The sequence below is a fragment of the Escherichia sp. WS1450 genome, assembly GCF_046487395.1.
Lineage (GTDB): Bacteria > Pseudomonadota > Gammaproteobacteria > Enterobacterales > Enterobacteriaceae > Escherichia > Escherichia coli.
The window spans coordinates 201,817-217,859 of record NZ_JBJQJO010000001.1 but is presented as its reverse complement, the minus strand read 5'-3'; the positions used below and the strand labels follow the sequence as shown (position 1 = coordinate 217,859).

General features: G+C 46.4%; 17 protein-coding genes. 7 read left to right on the top strand and 10 right to left on the bottom strand.

The genetic code is table 11. From position 1 onward, the window contains the following. Positions 1–2: 2 nt before the first annotated feature. The 4 genes from ACJHYR_RS01095 to sad all read right to left on the bottom strand — a co-directional run bounded on the left by ACJHYR_RS01095 (position 3) and on the right by sad (position 4,297). Entirely contained in the window at positions 3–1,421 is a 1,419-nt protein-coding gene (locus ACJHYR_RS01095) for a diguanylate cyclase (protein ID WP_000558438.1), read from the bottom strand. 138 nt (positions 1,422–1,559) lie between these two features. After that, positions 1,560–1,919 (bottom strand): DUF4186 domain-containing protein, encoded by a 360-nt coding sequence (locus ACJHYR_RS01090; RefSeq protein WP_001559156.1) that lies wholly within the window; start codon positions 1,917–1,919, stop codon positions 1,560–1,562. Continuing rightward, the gene (glsB, locus tag ACJHYR_RS01085; protein WP_001587063.1) at positions 1,919–2,845 is read right to left on the bottom strand and encodes a glutaminase B; all 927 of its coding nucleotides are present in this window, start codon (positions 2,843–2,845) and stop codon (positions 1,919–1,921) included. The genes ACJHYR_RS01090 and glsB overlap by 1 nt, the downstream gene beginning before the upstream one ends. 63 nt (positions 2,846–2,908) lie before the next feature. Continuing rightward, the gene (gene sad / locus ACJHYR_RS01080) at positions 2,909–4,297 is read right to left on the bottom strand and encodes a succinate-semialdehyde dehydrogenase (RefSeq protein ID WP_001587064.1); all 1,389 of its coding nucleotides are present in this window, start codon (positions 4,295–4,297) and stop codon (positions 2,909–2,911) included. Positions 4,298–4,397: 100 nt separating this feature from the next. Between sad and ptrR the strand changes: the two genes are divergently transcribed. The 3 genes from ptrR (at position 4,398) to ydeA (ending at position 7,812) form a co-directional block, all read left to right on the top strand. Further along, on the top strand, positions 4,398–5,273 hold the full coding sequence (ptrR, locus tag ACJHYR_RS01075) for a putrescine utilization regulator PtrR (protein ID WP_001587065.1): 876 nt from the start codon (positions 4,398–4,400) through the stop codon (positions 5,271–5,273). Positions 5,274–5,356: 83 nt separating this feature from the next. Further along, the gene (yneK, locus tag ACJHYR_RS01070) at positions 5,357–6,472 is read left to right on the top strand and encodes a putative protein YneK (protein ID WP_059328090.1); all 1,116 of its coding nucleotides are present in this window, start codon (positions 5,357–5,359) and stop codon (positions 6,470–6,472) included. 149 nt (positions 6,473–6,621) lie between these two features. After that, positions 6,622–7,812, top strand: coding sequence for an L-arabinose MFS transporter (gene ydeA, locus ACJHYR_RS01065; RefSeq protein WP_059328089.1), 1,191 nt, complete (start codon positions 6,622–6,624; stop codon positions 7,810–7,812). 24 nt (positions 7,813–7,836) lie between these two features. Here ydeA and marC read toward each other — a convergent pair whose 3' ends face one another. Beyond that, positions 7,837–8,502, bottom strand: coding sequence for an NAAT family transporter MarC (marC, locus tag ACJHYR_RS01060; RefSeq protein WP_000885033.1), 666 nt, complete (start codon positions 8,500–8,502; stop codon positions 7,837–7,839). A gap of 211 nt (positions 8,503–8,713) precedes the next feature. Here marC and marR point away from each other — a divergent pair, with 211 nt between their 5' ends. Genes marR through marB form a run of 3 tightly spaced genes read left to right on the top strand, consistent with a single transcriptional unit; the run spans position 8,714 to position 9,802 of the window. Further along, the gene (gene marR / locus ACJHYR_RS01055) at positions 8,714–9,148 is read left to right on the top strand and encodes a multiple antibiotic resistance transcriptional regulator MarR (protein ID WP_000843419.1); all 435 of its coding nucleotides are present in this window, start codon (positions 8,714–8,716) and stop codon (positions 9,146–9,148) included. A 20-nt stretch (positions 9,149–9,168) separates the two neighbouring features. Beyond that, positions 9,169–9,552: an MDR efflux pump AcrAB transcriptional activator MarA gene (marA, locus tag ACJHYR_RS01050; protein ID WP_000091199.1), complete on the top strand. Its 384-nt coding sequence runs from the start codon at positions 9,169–9,171 to the stop codon at positions 9,550–9,552. 31 nt (positions 9,553–9,583) lie between these two features. Next, entirely contained in the window at positions 9,584–9,802 is a 219-nt protein-coding gene (gene marB, locus ACJHYR_RS01045; RefSeq protein WP_000803518.1) for a multiple antibiotic resistance protein MarB, read from the top strand. 56 nt (positions 9,803–9,858) lie between these two features. Here the strand turns inward: marB and ACJHYR_RS01040 are convergent, their stop codons facing one another. The 5 genes from ACJHYR_RS01040 to ACJHYR_RS01020 all read right to left on the bottom strand — a co-directional run bounded on the left by ACJHYR_RS01040 (position 9,859) and on the right by ACJHYR_RS01020 (position 15,139). Next, positions 9,859–11,298 carry a 6-phospho-beta-glucosidase gene (locus tag ACJHYR_RS01040; RefSeq protein WP_410233038.1) on the bottom strand — a complete coding sequence of 480 codons (1,440 nt, stop codon included), beginning with the start codon at positions 11,296–11,298 and terminating at the stop codon, positions 9,859–9,861. 24 nt (positions 11,299–11,322) lie between these two features. Further along, positions 11,323–12,996, bottom strand: coding sequence for a carbohydrate porin (locus ACJHYR_RS01035; RefSeq protein ID WP_059328088.1), 1,674 nt, complete (start codon positions 12,994–12,996; stop codon positions 11,323–11,325). A gap of 55 nt (positions 12,997–13,051) precedes the next feature. Further along, complete coding sequence (locus ACJHYR_RS01030) at positions 13,052–13,363, bottom strand: PTS lactose/cellobiose transporter subunit IIA (RefSeq protein ID WP_020233614.1); 312 nt, start codon at positions 13,361–13,363, stop codon at positions 13,052–13,054. Positions 13,364–13,390: 27 nt separating this feature from the next. Beyond that, positions 13,391–14,713, bottom strand: a complete 1,323-nt coding sequence (locus tag ACJHYR_RS01025) for a PTS sugar transporter subunit IIC (protein ID WP_034173948.1) — start codon at positions 14,711–14,713, stop codon at positions 13,391–13,393. A gap of 114 nt (positions 14,714–14,827) precedes the next feature. Further along, on the bottom strand, positions 14,828–15,139 hold the full coding sequence (locus ACJHYR_RS01020; protein WP_000722571.1) for a PTS sugar transporter subunit IIB: 312 nt from the start codon (positions 15,137–15,139) through the stop codon (positions 14,828–14,830). A gap of 198 nt (positions 15,140–15,337) precedes the next feature. On the opposite strand from ACJHYR_RS01020, the gene ACJHYR_RS01015 reads away from it, so the two are divergent. Beyond that, complete coding sequence (locus ACJHYR_RS01015; protein ID WP_000577190.1) at positions 15,338–16,036, top strand: GntR family transcriptional regulator; 699 nt, start codon at positions 15,338–15,340, stop codon at positions 16,034–16,036. The last annotated feature ends 7 nt before the right edge of the window (positions 16,037–16,043 follow it).

The window sequence follows — 16,043 nt, the reverse complement described above, 5'->3', positions numbered from 1 at the left end:
TGTCAGACAACTTCCTCACCGTAACGCATAGTGCTGGTACGGTTGCGCCCATCTTTCTTCGAGCGATACAGACACGTATCGGCTTCGACCATCAATTTATTAAAGTCATCGGTCAGCGTTCGGTACGATGCGCATCCACTACCGACGCCAATACTTACCGTGAGATAAAGCGTTTTTTGTTGCCAGGTGAACGGTTGCAATTCAACGCCTTTACGGATTTTTTCCGCCATTAGCAAACCATCGACAGGATTCACCGACGGCACTGCAACAGCAAATTCTTCGCCGCCCATTCGCGCCACCAGCCCCTTATCACCGACAATCTTCTGAATATGCTGGGCAAACACGCTTAACACTTTATCGCCACATTCATGTCCATAGTTATCGTTAATGCTTTTGAAATAGTCGATATCAAGCAGCATGACAGTCAGATGTTGTGTCTGTTTCAGCGATGGACTTTTCAGCGCCTCATAAAGACCGGACCGTGAGTAAACCTGAGTCAGAAAATCAAAGTCGGCTCGCAGCGCAACTTGCTTCATTAGCGAATTGATCGCTGCCACGCTAAAAGAAACCATAATTGGGCATATCGCCATCGTGGCAATACCGAGACGTGCGGAGAACATTTCTGGAATGGAGAATGGCGAACCGACCGAGATATCAATCACCGAATTTGCCACCAGTACGATTTCCACCGCACCGGTGACAAAGGTCAACAGACATGTTACCTGCGGCGTATAGCGCACTGCACACCAGATTAATGCAGGCAGCGGGAACGCCAGACTCCCCGCTCCGCCAATGACTACCGAGGCAATAACCGACACAATAAGCGCGATAGCGGGCATCATCTGTTCTGCTTTAAAGCGCGGCAGCACTCCAGGAATTGCCAACGTCAGCATACAAGGCACGATCAACACGCCCGTTGAGAATTGCTCACTGAACCAGTCGGCAAGCAAAGGCCAGAAATCCAGACTATCAATACTGACCGAACCAATCGCCCCGACAATAGCGCATAATAATGCGGCAATCAGACAGTAATTAAATAGCCGTAAGGCACTTACTGGCTCGTACTTATTTTTCCCCAGACGCTTATCCCGCGCGACCAGTAAGGCGACGGTAACAATAAACATCATATTGGAGAAATTGATAGCCAGTGAAACCAGCCCCCATTCGGTGGTTATGGCATCATAAACCAGCATTGCCACATAACTGATCGCATAGTAATGCAGTCGATTAAGCCAGACATAGCGGGCAAACACCCCCGCCATTACGCCATTCAGCGGCCAGAAAAGAGAAAGTTCGTGAACCAGCCGTAACTCTGCACCAATAAAATAGAACAGCGTGGTTAGCGCAAAAATAGCGATGCTATTACGTAGCAGATGACCTTCCTGGAACAAACGGAAAGTTGAAATGGGCTGTACATGCATTAATTATCTGTCCATACAATTGCGGGTGGCAATTATCTCAACGTAATAAGTAAATTCTTATAAAGGATAGCATGTTCGCTGACAGCGGCGGCAAATAAAGATATCCTGGGAATGCTATTTTATCGTTTTCCGCAATTATCATGGCTGATTCATCTGTATAACCAACCAGTGATAGATTACCGCCACGATATAACGTTGTTGTTCCTCGCTTAACGAAACACCCTGCGGAATGTTATGCCACTTAGCCAGACAACCGCGACAACAGGTTGCAGTGGCGTGCTGAGCGATAAACACAGGATGCCCGCGCATGGGGGTTTGCTTACCGTCATTAGTCGGTAATGCCGGAGCAAGACGTTTAGCGACAAAATCCGCCGCATGTTGTTCGATGACTGGCGCGCCTTTCTCCAGACAATACTGACGCTCTTTCATGCCCAAACGAAACCGAGAGCGAAATTTTGAACGGGATAAACGCGCGAAGAGTGGATCGAGAGACTGCATTAATAAACCGAACGCCCTAGTTGTTTCGTCAATTGTTCAAGGACAGCAATGCCCGCAAGCGAGTTACCGGCATCATCCAGTTCCGGGCTCCAGACTGCGATGGCCATTTCATGCGGAACAATCGCCACAATACCGCCACCAACGCCAGATTTCGCCGGTAGTCCCACCCGCCAGGCAAACTCCCCCGCGTTCTGGTACATACCACTGGTCGCCATCAGTGCGTTAATTTGCCGCGCCTGCATTGGCGTCACCACAGGTTCATCAATATGAATAGCTTTCCCCTGATTAGCCAGAAAGACAAACGTCCGGGCCAGCTCTACACAGCTCATTTTCAGAGCGCAGTAATGAAAGTAGTTTTGCAGAACGGTTGTCACGTCATGATTGAAATTGCCAAACGACTTCATCAGCCAGGCGATAGCCGCATTTCGCGCGGAGTGTTCAAATTCGGAACGCGCTACCACCGTATCGTAGGAAATATCAGACACACCGCTTAAGCCGCGCACGACTTCCAGCATACGTTGCCGAGGAGCGCTTAATCGCCCTTGCAACATATCGCAGACCACCAGCGCACCGGCATTAATAAACGGATTACGCGGAATACCCTGCTCCATTTCCAGTTGCACTAAAGAATTGAACGGTGATCCAGACGGATCTTTGCCGACGCGTTGCCAGATTTCCTCTTCGGAGTAATGACGCATGGCGACAACGAGACTCAGCACTTTGGAAATAGACTGAATGGAAAAACGTTCTTGCGCGTCTCCGGCCTGAAAAAGCTGTCCGTCAACGGTACAGATAGCAATGCCCAATCGGGAACCGTCTACCGTAGCCAGCGCCGGAATATAATCCGCGACTTTACCCTGACCAATGAGCGGCCGCACTTGCCGCAAGATGTTTTCTAAAATTGCATTATCCATGGCGACTGCCACTTTCTACTCCTGGACCGCAGGTCTGAAAAGACCTGCGAGTATATCAGAGCTGAATATGTAGCGTCAGATCCGGTCTTTCCACACCGTCTGGATATTACAGAATTCGTGTAAGCCGAAATGGGAAAGCTCACGACCAAAGCCACTCTTTTTCACGCCACCAAAGGCCACTCGCGCGTCGCTGGCACAATAACCATTGATAAACACCCCACCGCATTCCAGACGTGCCGCCATCTGTCCGGCCTGTGTTTCGTCAGTGGTAAAAATGGTCGCTGAAAGGCCGAACTCGCTATCATTAGCCAGTTCCAGTGCATGTTCTGCATCTTTCGCAATCGTGATTGCCGCAACGGGGCCAAACATTTCTTCCCGAAACGCGGTCATTTCTGGGGTAACATTCGCCAGAACCGTTGGCGGATAGTAGTTACCTGCCCCAGCCATCTTTTCCCCGCCCAGTAACAAACGCGCACCCTGCGCCAGGGTTTTCTCCACCTGATGATGCAGCTCATCACGTAAATCAAAACGAGCCATTGGTCCGAGAGTGTTCTCTTCGTCACGGGGATCGCCCATTTTCAAGGCTGCCGCAGCTGCCACAAAACGTTCGGTAAATGGCGAAGCAATTCCCTCTTCGATGATAAAGCGTTTTGCCGCTGCACAAACCTGTCCGGTATTCTGATAACGTCCGGCTACCGCCGCTTTAACCGCCAGTTCCAGATCGGCATCGTTAAGCACAATAAATGGATCCGAACCGCCCAGTTCCAGTACGCATTTTTTCAGTGCCGCTCCAGCCTGTGCGCCAATAGCCGCTCCCGCACGAACACTTCCGGTCACCGTGACAGCAGCAATGCGCGAGTCTTTAATCATCTGACTGACGCCGTCGTTGTCGGCATTCAGCCAGCCATATACGCCTTGTGGGATACCCGCATCTTTAAACACCTGGGCAATGAGCTGTGCACAGCCCATCACATTCGGCGCATGTTTAAGTAAGTAGCCGTTACCTGCAAGAATGATGGGAACCGCGCCACGCATCACCTGCCATAACGGAAAATTCCACGGCATAATCGCCAGAATTGTCCCCAACGGTCGATACTCAATAACTGCCTGCTGATTTTCCACCAGCGTAGGTTCCGCCTTCAGCATTGCCGGACCATGTTCTGCATACCAGTCACACAAATTCGCCGATTTCGCCACTTCAGCGCGCGCCTGGTTGATTGGTTTGCCCATTTCACGGGTGATCATTTGCGCCATTTCTTCGCTACGGACACGCAGAGCCTTACCGATATCGCGCAGTTTTTCAGCACGATAATCTATATTTGTCTCGCGCCAGTCGCGAAAGCCTGCTGCCGCCAGCTGAAGTGCGTTTTCGATATCGTCAGCGCCAGCCCACGGCAGCACAGAAAGTTGTTCACCGGTGGCAGGATTTATCGAAATTGCATGAGTTTCCGGAGTAATGGTCATCGGGGTATCTCCTTTATGAGTCATTGTATGAAGATACGCAGATTTACTCTTGCTTTAAAATGAATAATATTAAGCCACTTATTCACGAATCGAGAATATTATGGATCTGACCCAACTGGAGATGTTCAACGCGGTTGCCGAAGCTGGCAGCATAACCCAGGCTGCAGCAAAAGTGCATCGCGTGCCGTCGAATCTCACTACCCGTCTACGCCAGCTGGAAACAGAACTGGGGGTTGATCTGTTTATTCGCGAGAATCAGCGTTTACGTCTCTCGCCTGCCGGGCATAACTTTTTACGCTATAGCCAACAAATTCTCGCATTAGTGGATGAAGCGCGGAGCATTGTCGCTGGCGATGAGCCGCAAGGTTTATTTTCTCTTGGTTCGCTGGAAAGCACCGCAGCAGTGCGCATTCCGGCCACGCTGGCGGAATTTAACCGTCGTTATCCCAAAATTCAGTTTTCACTTTCCACCGGCCCTTCCGGCACTATGCTGGAAGGGGTGCTGGAGGGAAAACTGAATGCGGCGTTTATTGATGGGCCCATTAACCATACTGCCATTGACGGGATACCGGTGTACCGCGAGGAGCTGATGATTGTCACGCCACAAGGACATGCGCCAGTAACCCGTGCCAGTCAGGTTAATGGCAGTAACATTTATGCCTTCCGCGCCAATTGTTCGTATCGTCGCCACTTCGAGAGCTGGTTTCATGCTGACGGTGCCGCTCCGGGAACTATTCACGAGATGGAGTCGTATCACGGGATGTTGGCCTGTGTGGTCGCAGGAGCAGGCATTGCGCTTATTCCACGCTCTATGCTGGAAAGTATGCCGGGGCATCACCAGGTTGAAGCGTGGCCGTTAGCTGAGCAATGGCGTTGGTTAACAACCTGGCTGGTCTGGCGTCGCGGTGCGAAAACGCGTCCGCTTGAGGCATTTATTCAACTACTGGATGTGTCTGACTCGGCAAAACAGAGTTAGCAATGAGCTATTTTTGATAGTTCTTGCGGCTAATATGCTCTATATAGTGATGCTCCGATGACTTATGACTATATGGGGCAAATATGGTTACGCCAGTAAGCATCAGCAATTACATATCTCTTCCTGATGATTTTCCCGTTCGTAATATTGCACCACAGGTAAAAGAAGTTTTAAAGGATTTTATTGATGCGCTAAGTACTATAATATGTGATGAAGAGTGGCGTACGTCTTTAAACATCAGCTCAGCCACAAAAAAGATATTTAATAACCTTGACAACTTATCATATATTCAGAGAACCTCTTTCCGGGGTAACAACACGCTATACAATGAAAAGGTTCAATTTAAACTCACTTATCCTGCCAGGAATGGAAGACACAAAGAAAATATTGAATTTCAGGTAGTAATAAATTTAAGCCCTATTTATTTAGATAATTTCCGCCATGATGGGGAAATTAATATTTTTTGCGCTCCCAACCCAAAGCCTGTCACTATGGGGCGCGTATTTCAGACCGGCGTCGAGCGTGTACTCTTTCTGTTTCTGAATGATTTTATTGAACAATTTCCAATGATCAACCCTGGCGTTCCTATCAAAAGAGCGCATACGCCACATATTGAACCCCTGCATCCGGATCACCATACCGCTGCAGATTACTTACGCCAGTTTGATTTGCTTGTCCTGAATTTTATCTCTCGCGGTAATTTTGTCATACTCCCCCGATTATGGAATAACTCTGAGGTTCACAGATGGTTCGGGAATAAAGAACCTAACTTGCTCACCGCTATTCTCGACATAACGGACAGCGAATTAAAAGAGGATTTATTGCAAAGTCTGATGGATTCACTAGGTTCTAACAAACATGTACTACCCGAAGTCTGCATCTGCTTTTTATCCATTTTAGCAGAACAAGATTTTCCACATTTTCAGGACTTATTTTTATTTTTCGCCAATATGTTATTGCACTATCACCAATTTATGAATCCCAATGAAAGTGATTTGATTGACGTGTTGATGCCAGCATCATTAAGTGATGATAAAATTATCAAACATATGGCGTGCAAGACCCTCAAACTTTTTGTAAAAAATGAAACGCCGCCAAAAGTTACTCATGAAGACCTGGTGAAAAACAGGCCTCGCTCCCCTGTCAGACCACCTATACCCGCAACCTCCAAAACGCCAGACCTCCCTGAACGTTATTAAACCGTGATGTGACCGACTCTCTGACGCGTGAAAGAATCAGCGTCAGAGAAACGGAAAACGCGATCCAGATCACAAATGCATTGTATTCACATCATTAACCGTTTTAAGATCATTTCATCACTTTTTCGCAACTCACCCGATAATCTGTTATGACAACAAACACTGTTTCCCGCAAAGTGGCGTGGCTACGGGTCGTTACGCTGGCAGTCGCCGCCTTCATCTTCAACACCACCGAATTTGTCCCAGTTGGCCTGCTCTCTGACATTGCGCAAAGTTTTCACATGCAAACCGCTCAGGTCGGCATTATGTTGACCATTTACGCATGGGTAGTAGCGCTAATGTCATTGCCTTTTATGTTAATGACCAGCCAGGTTGAACGGCGCAAATTACTGATCTGCCTGTTTGTAGTGTTTATTGCCAGCCACGTACTGTCGTTTTTATCGTGGAGTTTTACCGTTCTGGTGATCAGTCGCATTGGTGTGGCTTTTGCACATGCGATTTTCTGGTCGATTACGGCGTCTCTGGCGATCCGTATGGCTCCGGCCGGGAAGCGAGCGCAGGCGTTGAGTTTAATTGCCACCGGTACTGCACTGGCAATGGTATTAGGTTTACCTCTCGGGCGCATTGTGGGGCAGTATTTCGGTTGGCGAATGACCTTCTTCGCGATTGGTATCGGGGCGCTTATCACCCTTTTGTGCCTGATTAAGTTACTTCCCTTACTGCCCAGTGAGCATTCCGGTTCGCTGAAAAGCCTCCCGCTATTATTCCGCCGCCCGGCATTGATGAGCATTTATTTGTTAACTGTGGTGGTTGTCACCGCCCATTACACGGCATACAGCTATATCGAGCCTTTTGTGCAAAACATTGCGGGATTCAGCGCCAACTTTGCCACGGCATTACTGTTATTACTCGGTGGTGCGGGCATTATTGGCAGCGTGATTTTCGGTAAACTGGGTAATCAGTATGCGTCTGCGTTGGTGAGTACGGCGATTGCGCTGTTGCTGGTGTGCCTGGCACTGCTGCTATCTGCGGCGAACAGTGAAATACACCTCGGGGTGCTGAGTATTTTCTGGGGGATAGCGATGATGATCATTGGGCTTGGTATGCAGGTTAAAGTGCTGGCGCTGGCACCAGATGCTACCGACGTCGCGATGGCGCTATTCTCCGGGATATTTAATATTGGAATCGGCGCGGGTGCGTTGGTAGGTAATCAGGTCAGTCTGCACTGGTCAATGTCGATGATTGGTTATGTGGGCGCGGTGCCTGCTTTTGCCGCGTTAATATGGTCAATCATCATTTTCCGCCGCTGGCCAGTGACACTCGAAGAACAGACGCAATAGTTGAAAGGCCCATTTGGGCCTTTTTTAGTGGTACGTTTTAATGATTTCCAGGATGCCGTTAATAATAAACTGCACCCCCATACATACCAGCAGGAATCCCATCAGACGGGAGATCGCTTCAATGCCCCCCTTACCCACCAGCCGCATAATTGCGCCAGAGCTGCGTAGACTTCCCCACAAAATAACCGCCACCAGGAAAAAGATCAGCGGCGGCGCAACCATCAGTACCCAATCAGCAAAGGTTGAACTCTGACGCACTGTGGACGCCGAGCTAATAATCATCGCTATGGTTCCCGGACCGGCGGTACTTGGCATTGCCAGTGGTACAAAAGCAATATTGGCGCTGGGTTCATCTTCCAGCTCTTCCGACTTGCTTTTCGCCTCCGGTGAATCAATCGCTTTCTGTTGCGGAAAGAGCATCCGAAAACCGATAAACGCGACGATTAAGCCGCCTGCAATTCGCAGACCGGGAATCGAAATGCCAAATGTATCCATCACCAGTTGCCCGGCGTAATACGCCACCATCATGATGGCAAAGACGTACACCGAGGCCATCAACGACTGACGATTACGTTCGGCACTGTTCATGTTGCCTGCCAGGCCAAGAAATAACGCGACAGTTGTTAATGGGTTAGCTAACGGTAGTAACACCACCAGCCCCAGGCCAATTGCTTTAAATAAATCTAACATTGGTGGTTGTTATCCTGTGTATCTGGGTTATCAGCGAAAAGTATAAGGGGTAAACAACGATAAAGTGTCACTCTTTAGCTAGCCTTGCATCGCATTGACCAAAACTTGAACCGATTTAGCAAAACGTGGCATCGGTCAATTCATTCATTTGACTTATACTTGCCTGGGCAATATTATCCCCTGCAACTAATTACTTGCCAGGGCAACTAATGTGAAAAGTACCAGCGATCTGTTCAATGAAATTATTCCATTGGGTCGCTTGATCCATATGGTTAATCAGAAGAAAGATCGCCTGCTTAACGAGTATCTGTCTCCGCTGGATATTACCGCGGCACAGTTTAAGGTGCTCTGCTCTATCCGCTGCGCGGCGTGTATTACTCCGGTTGAACTGAAAAAAGTGTTATCGGTCGACCTGGGGGCGCTGACCCGTATGCTGGATCGCCTGGTCTGTAAAGGCTGGGTGGAAAGGTTGCCGAACCCGAATGACAAGCGCGGCGTACTGGTAAAACTTACCACCAGCGGCGCGGCAATATGTGAACAATGCCATCAATTAGTTGGCCAGGACCTGCATCAAGAATTAACAAAAAACCTGACGGCGGACGAAGTGGCAACACTTGAGCATTTGCTTAAGAAAGTCCTGCCGTAAACAAAAAAAGAGGTATGACGATGTCCAGACGCAATACTGACGCTATTACCATTCATAGCATTTTGGACTGGATCGAGGACAACCTGGAATCGCCACTGTCACTGGAGAAAGTGTCAGAGCGTTCGGGTTACTCCAAATGGCACCTGCAACGGATGTTTAAAAAAGAAACCGGTCATTCATTAGGCCAATACATCCGCAGCCGTAAGATGACGGAAATCGCGCAAAAGCTGAAGGAAAGTAACGAGCCGATACTCTATCTGGCAGAACGATATGGCTTCGAGTCGCAACAAACTCTGACCCGAACCTTCAAAAATTACTTTGATGTTCCGCCACATAAATACCGGATGACCAATATGCAGGGCGAATCGCGCTTTTTACATCCATTAAATCATTACAACAGCTAGTTGATAACGTGACAACGTCACTGAGGCAATCATGAAACCACTTTTATCCGCAATAGCAGCTGCGTTTATTCTCTTTTCCACGCAGGGCATTGCGGAACAAACCACGCAGCCGGTTGTTACTTCCTGTGCCAATGTCGTGGTTGTTCCCCCATCGCAGGAACAACCACCGTTTGATTTAAATCACATGGGTACTGGCAGTGATAAGTCGGATGCGCTCGGCGTGCCCTATTATAATCAACACGCTATGTAGTTATTGTCAGGCTCTGATCACAGAGCCTGATATCTCCGTAATATCTTCCTGAAGTCTCAAATATTTTCGCCATTGTTGGCGATGAGATCCCTATACCAGTAAAACGACGCTTTACGTATCCGTTCCAGCGTTCCCTTCCCTTCGTTGTCTTTATCGACGTAAATCATTCCGTAGCGCTTTTTCATTTCCCCTGTTCCGGCAGAAACCAGGTCAATACAGCCCCATGGGGTGTAGCCAATTAAGTCAACACCATCTTCGACTACGGCTTTTTTCATTTCCCGAATATGGGAAGCAAAGTAATCAATGCGATAGTGATCGTTCACCGTGCCGTCAGCTTGTCTCTGGTCAACCGCACCAAATCCATTTTCGACAATAAACAGCGGCAACTGGAAATGATCCCAGAACCAGTTGAGCGAATAACGTAGCCCTGCCGGATCAATTTGCCATCCCCATTCGGGTGTATCGATATAAGGGTTGCTGACCAAATCTCGTGGCTCAACATAATCCAGTTGCGGGTTATCTGGCGAAAATTGTGTCGTAAAAGACATGTAGTAGCTAAAGCCGATAAAGTCGACACAACCTCTGGCAAGAATCGCATTATCTTCTGGTGTGATATCGAGGTTGAATCCTTTCCTGGCAAAGTAATTCAGCATATGTTGCGGATAATATCCACGCGCATGAACATCAGTAAACCAGTAACGACGATGCATCGCTTTCGTGGCCATCATCATATCGTTGGGTGCACAAGTCAGAGGATAGATGGGGCACATGGCGATCATACAGCCGATATTAAATTCAGGATTGATCGATTTACCAGTCTGTACTGCCAGGGCACTGGCAACTAACTCGTAATGTACCGCCTGGTACATTATTTGTTCGCGCTCATTGATATCTTCCTCTGGCGAATACAAGATACCGGAATTAGTAAATGGACACAGGCTTTCGCTGAAATTCACCTGATTATTGATTTCGTTAAACGTCATCCAGTACTTTACTTTTTCTTTATAGCGCGTGAAGACCGTTGATGCGAAGCGGATAAAAAAGTCGATCAGTTTACGGTTTCGCCAGCCACCATATTTTGTCACCAGATGGTAAGGCATCTCAAAATGCGAAAGCGTCACCACAGGTTCCATTCCCTGCTTCAGGCATTCATCGAACAGATCATCATAAAATTTTAAACCCTCTTCATTCGGCTCCTGTTCGTCACCTTGCGGAAAGATTCGTGTCCAGGCAATGGAAGTTCGAAAGCATTTGAATCCCATCTCGGCAAATAACTGAATATCTGTTTTATAGCGATGATAAAAATCAATTGCTTCATGATTGGGATAATTAAGTCCGTCGATAACGCCTTCTGTCACTTCACGCGGCACACCGTGAGCGCCAGCAGTCATCACATCAGCGATACTGATGCCTTTTCCTCCTTCATTCCAGCCACCTTCCAACTGATGCGCGGCTACCGCGCCGCCCCATAAAAAACCTTTTTTAAATCCTGACATACACAACTCCTTAACTAAAATAGATTACCACCAGACTTCCGCCTGGATGCCGGCCATAAACTCGTCTTTGCTGTTCTCATTAAACTTAAAATTAGATAATTCGTTATCCAGAATATTGATATACGTGCCATAGAAGCGAATTTCTGGTCGTGAACCTAAAATGCTTTCACCCACTTTCAATGCATGCCAGAGTGTCGTTTTATAAGCCGATTCATTTAGTGTTACACCCTGCTGTGTTTTGTTCTGTTGCTTAAACCAGCCTAATTCAAGCCCCGTCTGATTCCATGTATTCCAGATCCAGGCCGGTCTTACTACGGTGCGAATACTGTCAAAATCACTATGAGCGCCACTTTCATAACTATAAACATCTTCGCCATGAGAATAGACAAGCGCGTTAGCCATAATAATATTGTCAGTAAGATACATCTCGCCCTGAGAGATTAAACGCCAGGCGATCCCATTGGTATGGTCACCATAGTAATAGCGACCATGCGCCATCGTGTTACTGGCATCTGAGAAACTGGCAAAACTGCTGGCATAGGAATTATTGGCAACCTGTAACGTAAATTCATTAAACGTATCGCGTTGCAGGTTTTGCCGTAAAACAGAAGTCAGCATCCAGCTATCTTTCATTTCAAAATAACTGTCGTCATTTTCATTATCTTGTTGTTGATCCGTTTTATTTGGTGCGGAATATTTAGCCATTAATGATAATGTTGCATCATCCCATAACGGGATATTGCGATAACGAACATCCACAGAATTGGTATTCATCTGACTGGTACGCGTAAAATCACGAGAGTAAACATCGACATCATCACGGCTTAAGGACATATCAAACATCCCTACACCAAGTGCCCAGTTTTCAATCCCCACACCCGCAGCGACATCCGTGGTTAAGGTTTTCCAGTCCAGCATTTGGATCTCATATTGCGGGAGTTTATGTTTGCCTACCCAGAAGTCTGCCTCTGACGCGAAGGGTAAAAAACCTCGCGTTGTCAGATAAATATCACTGAACTGCATGATATTTTCATTGGCACTGTCACCAAACCAGGCATCGTTATACTGCTCACCTACGTTGCCATCATAGGTAACGACCGCATTTGCCGTTTTACCGTCCTGATTATAAACACGCTGATTTAAGGTTAAGTCAAACCAACCGCTCATCTCGTTACCAAAACGTCCCAGAGAACCCGCTGCATAAGTTTGTGGTGAGCCATGATTTCCGGTACCCCAGCCTGAGCGGAAGTACCCCTGATAGCTGAACCCAATATCATCCTTTATATATTTACTGATATCTTTCAGGGTCACGCTTTCGATAGTGGTTTTGTCGCCTTTACTTTCAATAACGGCAACTTGCTGCGATCCATTTATAGTATGCGCTGCGGCAGACGAGTTCTGTTCACCGTTTTCATTTTTGATGTTATCAGCGACGGGAGATGTCGCTGATATTTCAGCAAGTGAGGCTGATTTGTATTTATTTTCCGTAATACTTTTTTGTAAGGTCGAAAGTCGGGATTTATATACCCCCAGTTCATTCTGTGTTGCTCTCAGCTCTTGTTTATTTTGCGACAATTCATTTTCAAGCAGTTCAAGGCGCTGCTCAATGGTTAATTTTGTTGCCAACGCGTTCAACGGAAACAATGCTGTAATAATAGAAAAAGACAAAAGGCTGACGTTAAGCGTCTTTATATTCATGACTTATCCTTAAGAGTGTAATAATTTCCTCCAGCTATCGCACTGGAGGAAAAAATCAGGCATGGAGCTCTTTTCTTAATGAAATAATTTCCCTGGCTAAATCCTGGCATAATATTGCATTCATCAAATGATCCTGTGCATGAACCAGAATTAAATTAACTACTATTTTGCCACAACCTTCATCCTGACTAATTAACGCGGTCTGAATTTTATGTGCCTGAAGACAGGCTAATTCCGAACTGGCCATTAGCTGAGTTGCGCCCTGCCAGTCTTTTTGCCCGGCACAACGTATGGCTTCCATCGCATCAGAACGTGCCTGTCCCGCGTTGATCAGTAACTCCATAACAAGTTCTTCATCTGCAAACATCAACATCTCCTTCCTGTGTAAATGGGATTATCCGTTAGTTGTTAAGTTATTGACCTTGTTGGCGGCAATAACAAAAGGTAAATAGATCATTGTCGCCACACCTAAACATAAAAAACCCACCAGTAACGCCAGCCAGTTTCCCCCGGTTCCGAGGAAAGCAATTAAAGGTCCGGGCGTAGTCCAGGGCACGGCATAAGCAACCGGTGGAATAATTTCCATCGAAACAAAGAAGTAACCAATGGCACAGTTAACAATGGGAACCAGAATAAACGGCACCATCATGATGGGGTTAAGTACAATAGGAAGGCCGAACATTATCGGTTCATTGATATTGAAAATACCGGGGATAAACGACATTTTTGCCAGATCACGGTATTCCGCACGCTTAGACGCGATAAAAATAGCCAACAATAACCCCAACGTCATACCTGAACCGCCGCAGTTGGCGAATGCATCATTAATAGAAGTCCAGGTAATCGGATATGGCGCGCCCCAGGTAGTGCCGTGTTGAGCGGCCCAGGAGAGATTCTCCAGATTAGCCTCAGAAAAAACAGTTTCTCGAATTGCCGAGGTGGTATTAGGTCCGTGGATCCCCAGCACCCACAGGAAATTACCCACAGCCCCCAGGATAATTACCGCAAAGATATTCGTTCCCATATGTTTGAGCGGCGTCTGGATTAATGTGTAAATGAGATCGTTTAATCCTGCCGGGGATATCAGTGTCAGGCAATAATTAAGTGCGGAAAAGAACACCATGACAAAAAATATTGGCAATAAAACTTTAAATGAACGCGATACCGCAGGAGGTACAGCTGCCGGCATCGTTATGGTGATTTTGGGGTTTCGAGCTAAGCGACAAAATATTTCACTGGTGATTAATGCAACGATAACAGCAACAAACAACCCCTGTGCGCCGAGATATTTGGTCGTCAGGAATGCTTGCCCATCTATCATCTGATATGGCGTATAAACAATAAAAAATGCTCCTATTGCCGTTAATCCGCATAAAAGATCATCTTGCTCATAGCTAATCGCCATATTTCTGGCGACCAGGAAAGCAATCATAATTGACATGATATTTACAGAGCCATTCATTACCGGAGTAAAAATAGCTTGTGCTTTTTCAAGGTTGGGGAAAACGCGGTTCAGATGCAGCAGCCCGGCAATAAAGCCGTCGGGCGATAATATGGCAAAGTTAATTAATATAATTAATGAGCTTGCCATGATAATTGGAAACGTAAAAACGAATCCATCTCTCACCGCTGCAACATGTTTTTGTGAGTTTAACTTGATAGCAACTGGAACAAGAAAACGTTCCATTCCACGTTCGAATGAGGTCATTAATCCCATTTTTTTATACCTGTTGTTCTGGATATTTATACATCCCAATAAAGCATGTATGCCATATCCATTTTATGATGTGTGAAAAGTTAGTTCAGGTAATAGTTTAATAATATTAGATTCTTACTCTTGCAGTAGTTTCATCGCAAATTCAAGAACTGCCTGTCCGTTCATGGTGCCATAGTCTTTCATCTCGATAACAGCTACAGGCATTTTCCCCTGTGCAACAGCTTCAATCTCTGGTTTCTGAAAGCGAACTTGCGGGCCAAGTAAAACAACGTCAACTTCGTTATTTTTAATTTTCCCTTTAGCCTCTGCAATCGCCAATGCGGAAATATTAACTTCAAGTGAAATAGCGTTAGCATGATCAATCATACGTTTAACCAGCATACTGGTTGACATGCCAGCAGCGCAAACTAACAATATCTTTTTCATATTTTCCCTTACTGGTATATAACAGATTACATTGTGTAAATATCATATCCCGCAGTAGCTATACGTCCTGGTACATTGATCACAGTAATACAGCACTAAAGTTGTTCAACATCAGGGTGATAATTAAACGACTCGACCATACGATAAACCAATCAGGACTCAACTCCTTGTTTTCAATGGCTCTTAAAAGGTGCAAAAGTGATTTTTCAAAAGATTGCCCGCTTACTTAAATCCGAGATCAATGGCTATTCATGGCATGTTGGTGATTTGTTGCCGTCAGAAGCTGAACTCGCTGTTCGTTATAATGTTTCGCGTAATACCCTGCGTAAGGCATTATCCTTGCTGGAAGGCGAAGGAATTATTCATAGAAAGCATGGTTCAGGAACATATATTCAAAAAAAGAATTTTGTTGCACACATTGATCACATGAACAGCTTCAGTGAAATTGCGCATAAAAGCGGCAAGGAGGCAGGAAGTCAGATTATGAAATTTGAAGTGCAGGATGCTTCTCCCCCTATTGCGACTGAGCTGAATTTAGTGACTGGTGAGCAGGTTTATTACATAAAGAGACTGCGATTCATTGAGGATAATGCAGCACAATTAGAAGAAACGTGGATGTCAGTGGCACGTTTTCCTGATTTAACCGTAGCACATATGCAAAAATCCAAATTTTCGTATATTGAGAACGAATGCGGGATCAAAATCATTGGCACCTTTGAAACTTTCTCCCCTACTTTTCCTACCCCAGAAATCGCCAGTATTTTACGGATCAGCCCACGGGATCCCATACTTAAAATTCAGACCCAGGCTGTGGACAGTAACTCTATTCCGCTGGATTATTCGTTACTTTACAGCAATATTTTCGAGTTCCAGGTAAAGTACTTTTTCCCGCGATAAAAGCAGA

Bases quoted from the DNA above. Each gene is read 5' to 3' on its own strand.
- ACJHYR_RS01095 (WP_000558438.1), bottom strand. From the start codon at position 1,421: ATGCATGTACAGCCCATTTCAACTTTCCGTTTGTTCCAGGAAGGTCAT.
- ACJHYR_RS01090 (WP_001559156.1), bottom strand. From the start codon at position 1,919: ATGCAGTCTCTCGATCCACTCTTCGCGCGTTTATCCCGTTCAAAATTT.
- sad (WP_001587064.1), bottom strand. From the start codon at position 4,297: ATGACCATTACTCCGGAAACTCATGCAATTTCGATAAATCCTGCCACC.
- ptrR (WP_001587065.1), top strand. From the start codon at position 4,398: ATGGATCTGACCCAACTGGAGATGTTCAACGCGGTTGCCGAAGCTGGC.
- yneK (WP_059328090.1), top strand. From the start codon at position 5,357: ATGGTTACGCCAGTAAGCATCAGCAATTACATATCTCTTCCTGATGAT.
- ydeA (WP_059328089.1), top strand. From the start codon at position 6,622: ATGACAACAAACACTGTTTCCCGCAAAGTGGCGTGGCTACGGGTCGTT.
- marC (WP_000885033.1), bottom strand. From the start codon at position 8,502: ATGTTAGATTTATTTAAAGCAATTGGCCTGGGGCTGGTGGTGTTACTA.
- marA (WP_000091199.1), top strand. From the start codon at position 9,169: ATGTCCAGACGCAATACTGACGCTATTACCATTCATAGCATTTTGGAC.
- marB (WP_000803518.1), top strand. From the start codon at position 9,584: ATGAAACCACTTTTATCCGCAATAGCAGCTGCGTTTATTCTCTTTTCC.
- ACJHYR_RS01040 (WP_410233038.1), bottom strand. From the start codon at position 11,298: ATGTCAGGATTTAAAAAAGGTTTTTTATGGGGCGGCGCGGTAGCCGCG.
- ACJHYR_RS01035 (WP_059328088.1), bottom strand. From the start codon at position 12,996: ATGAATATAAAGACGCTTAACGTCAGCCTTTTGTCTTTTTCTATTATT.
- ACJHYR_RS01030 (WP_020233614.1), bottom strand. From the start codon at position 13,363: ATGTTTGCAGATGAAGAACTTGTTATGGAGTTACTGATCAACGCGGGA.
- ACJHYR_RS01025 (WP_034173948.1), bottom strand. From the start codon at position 14,713: ATGGGATTAATGACCTCATTCGAACGTGGAATGGAACGTTTTCTTGTT.
- ACJHYR_RS01020 (WP_000722571.1), bottom strand. From the start codon at position 15,139: ATGAAAAAGATATTGTTAGTTTGCGCTGCTGGCATGTCAACCAGTATG.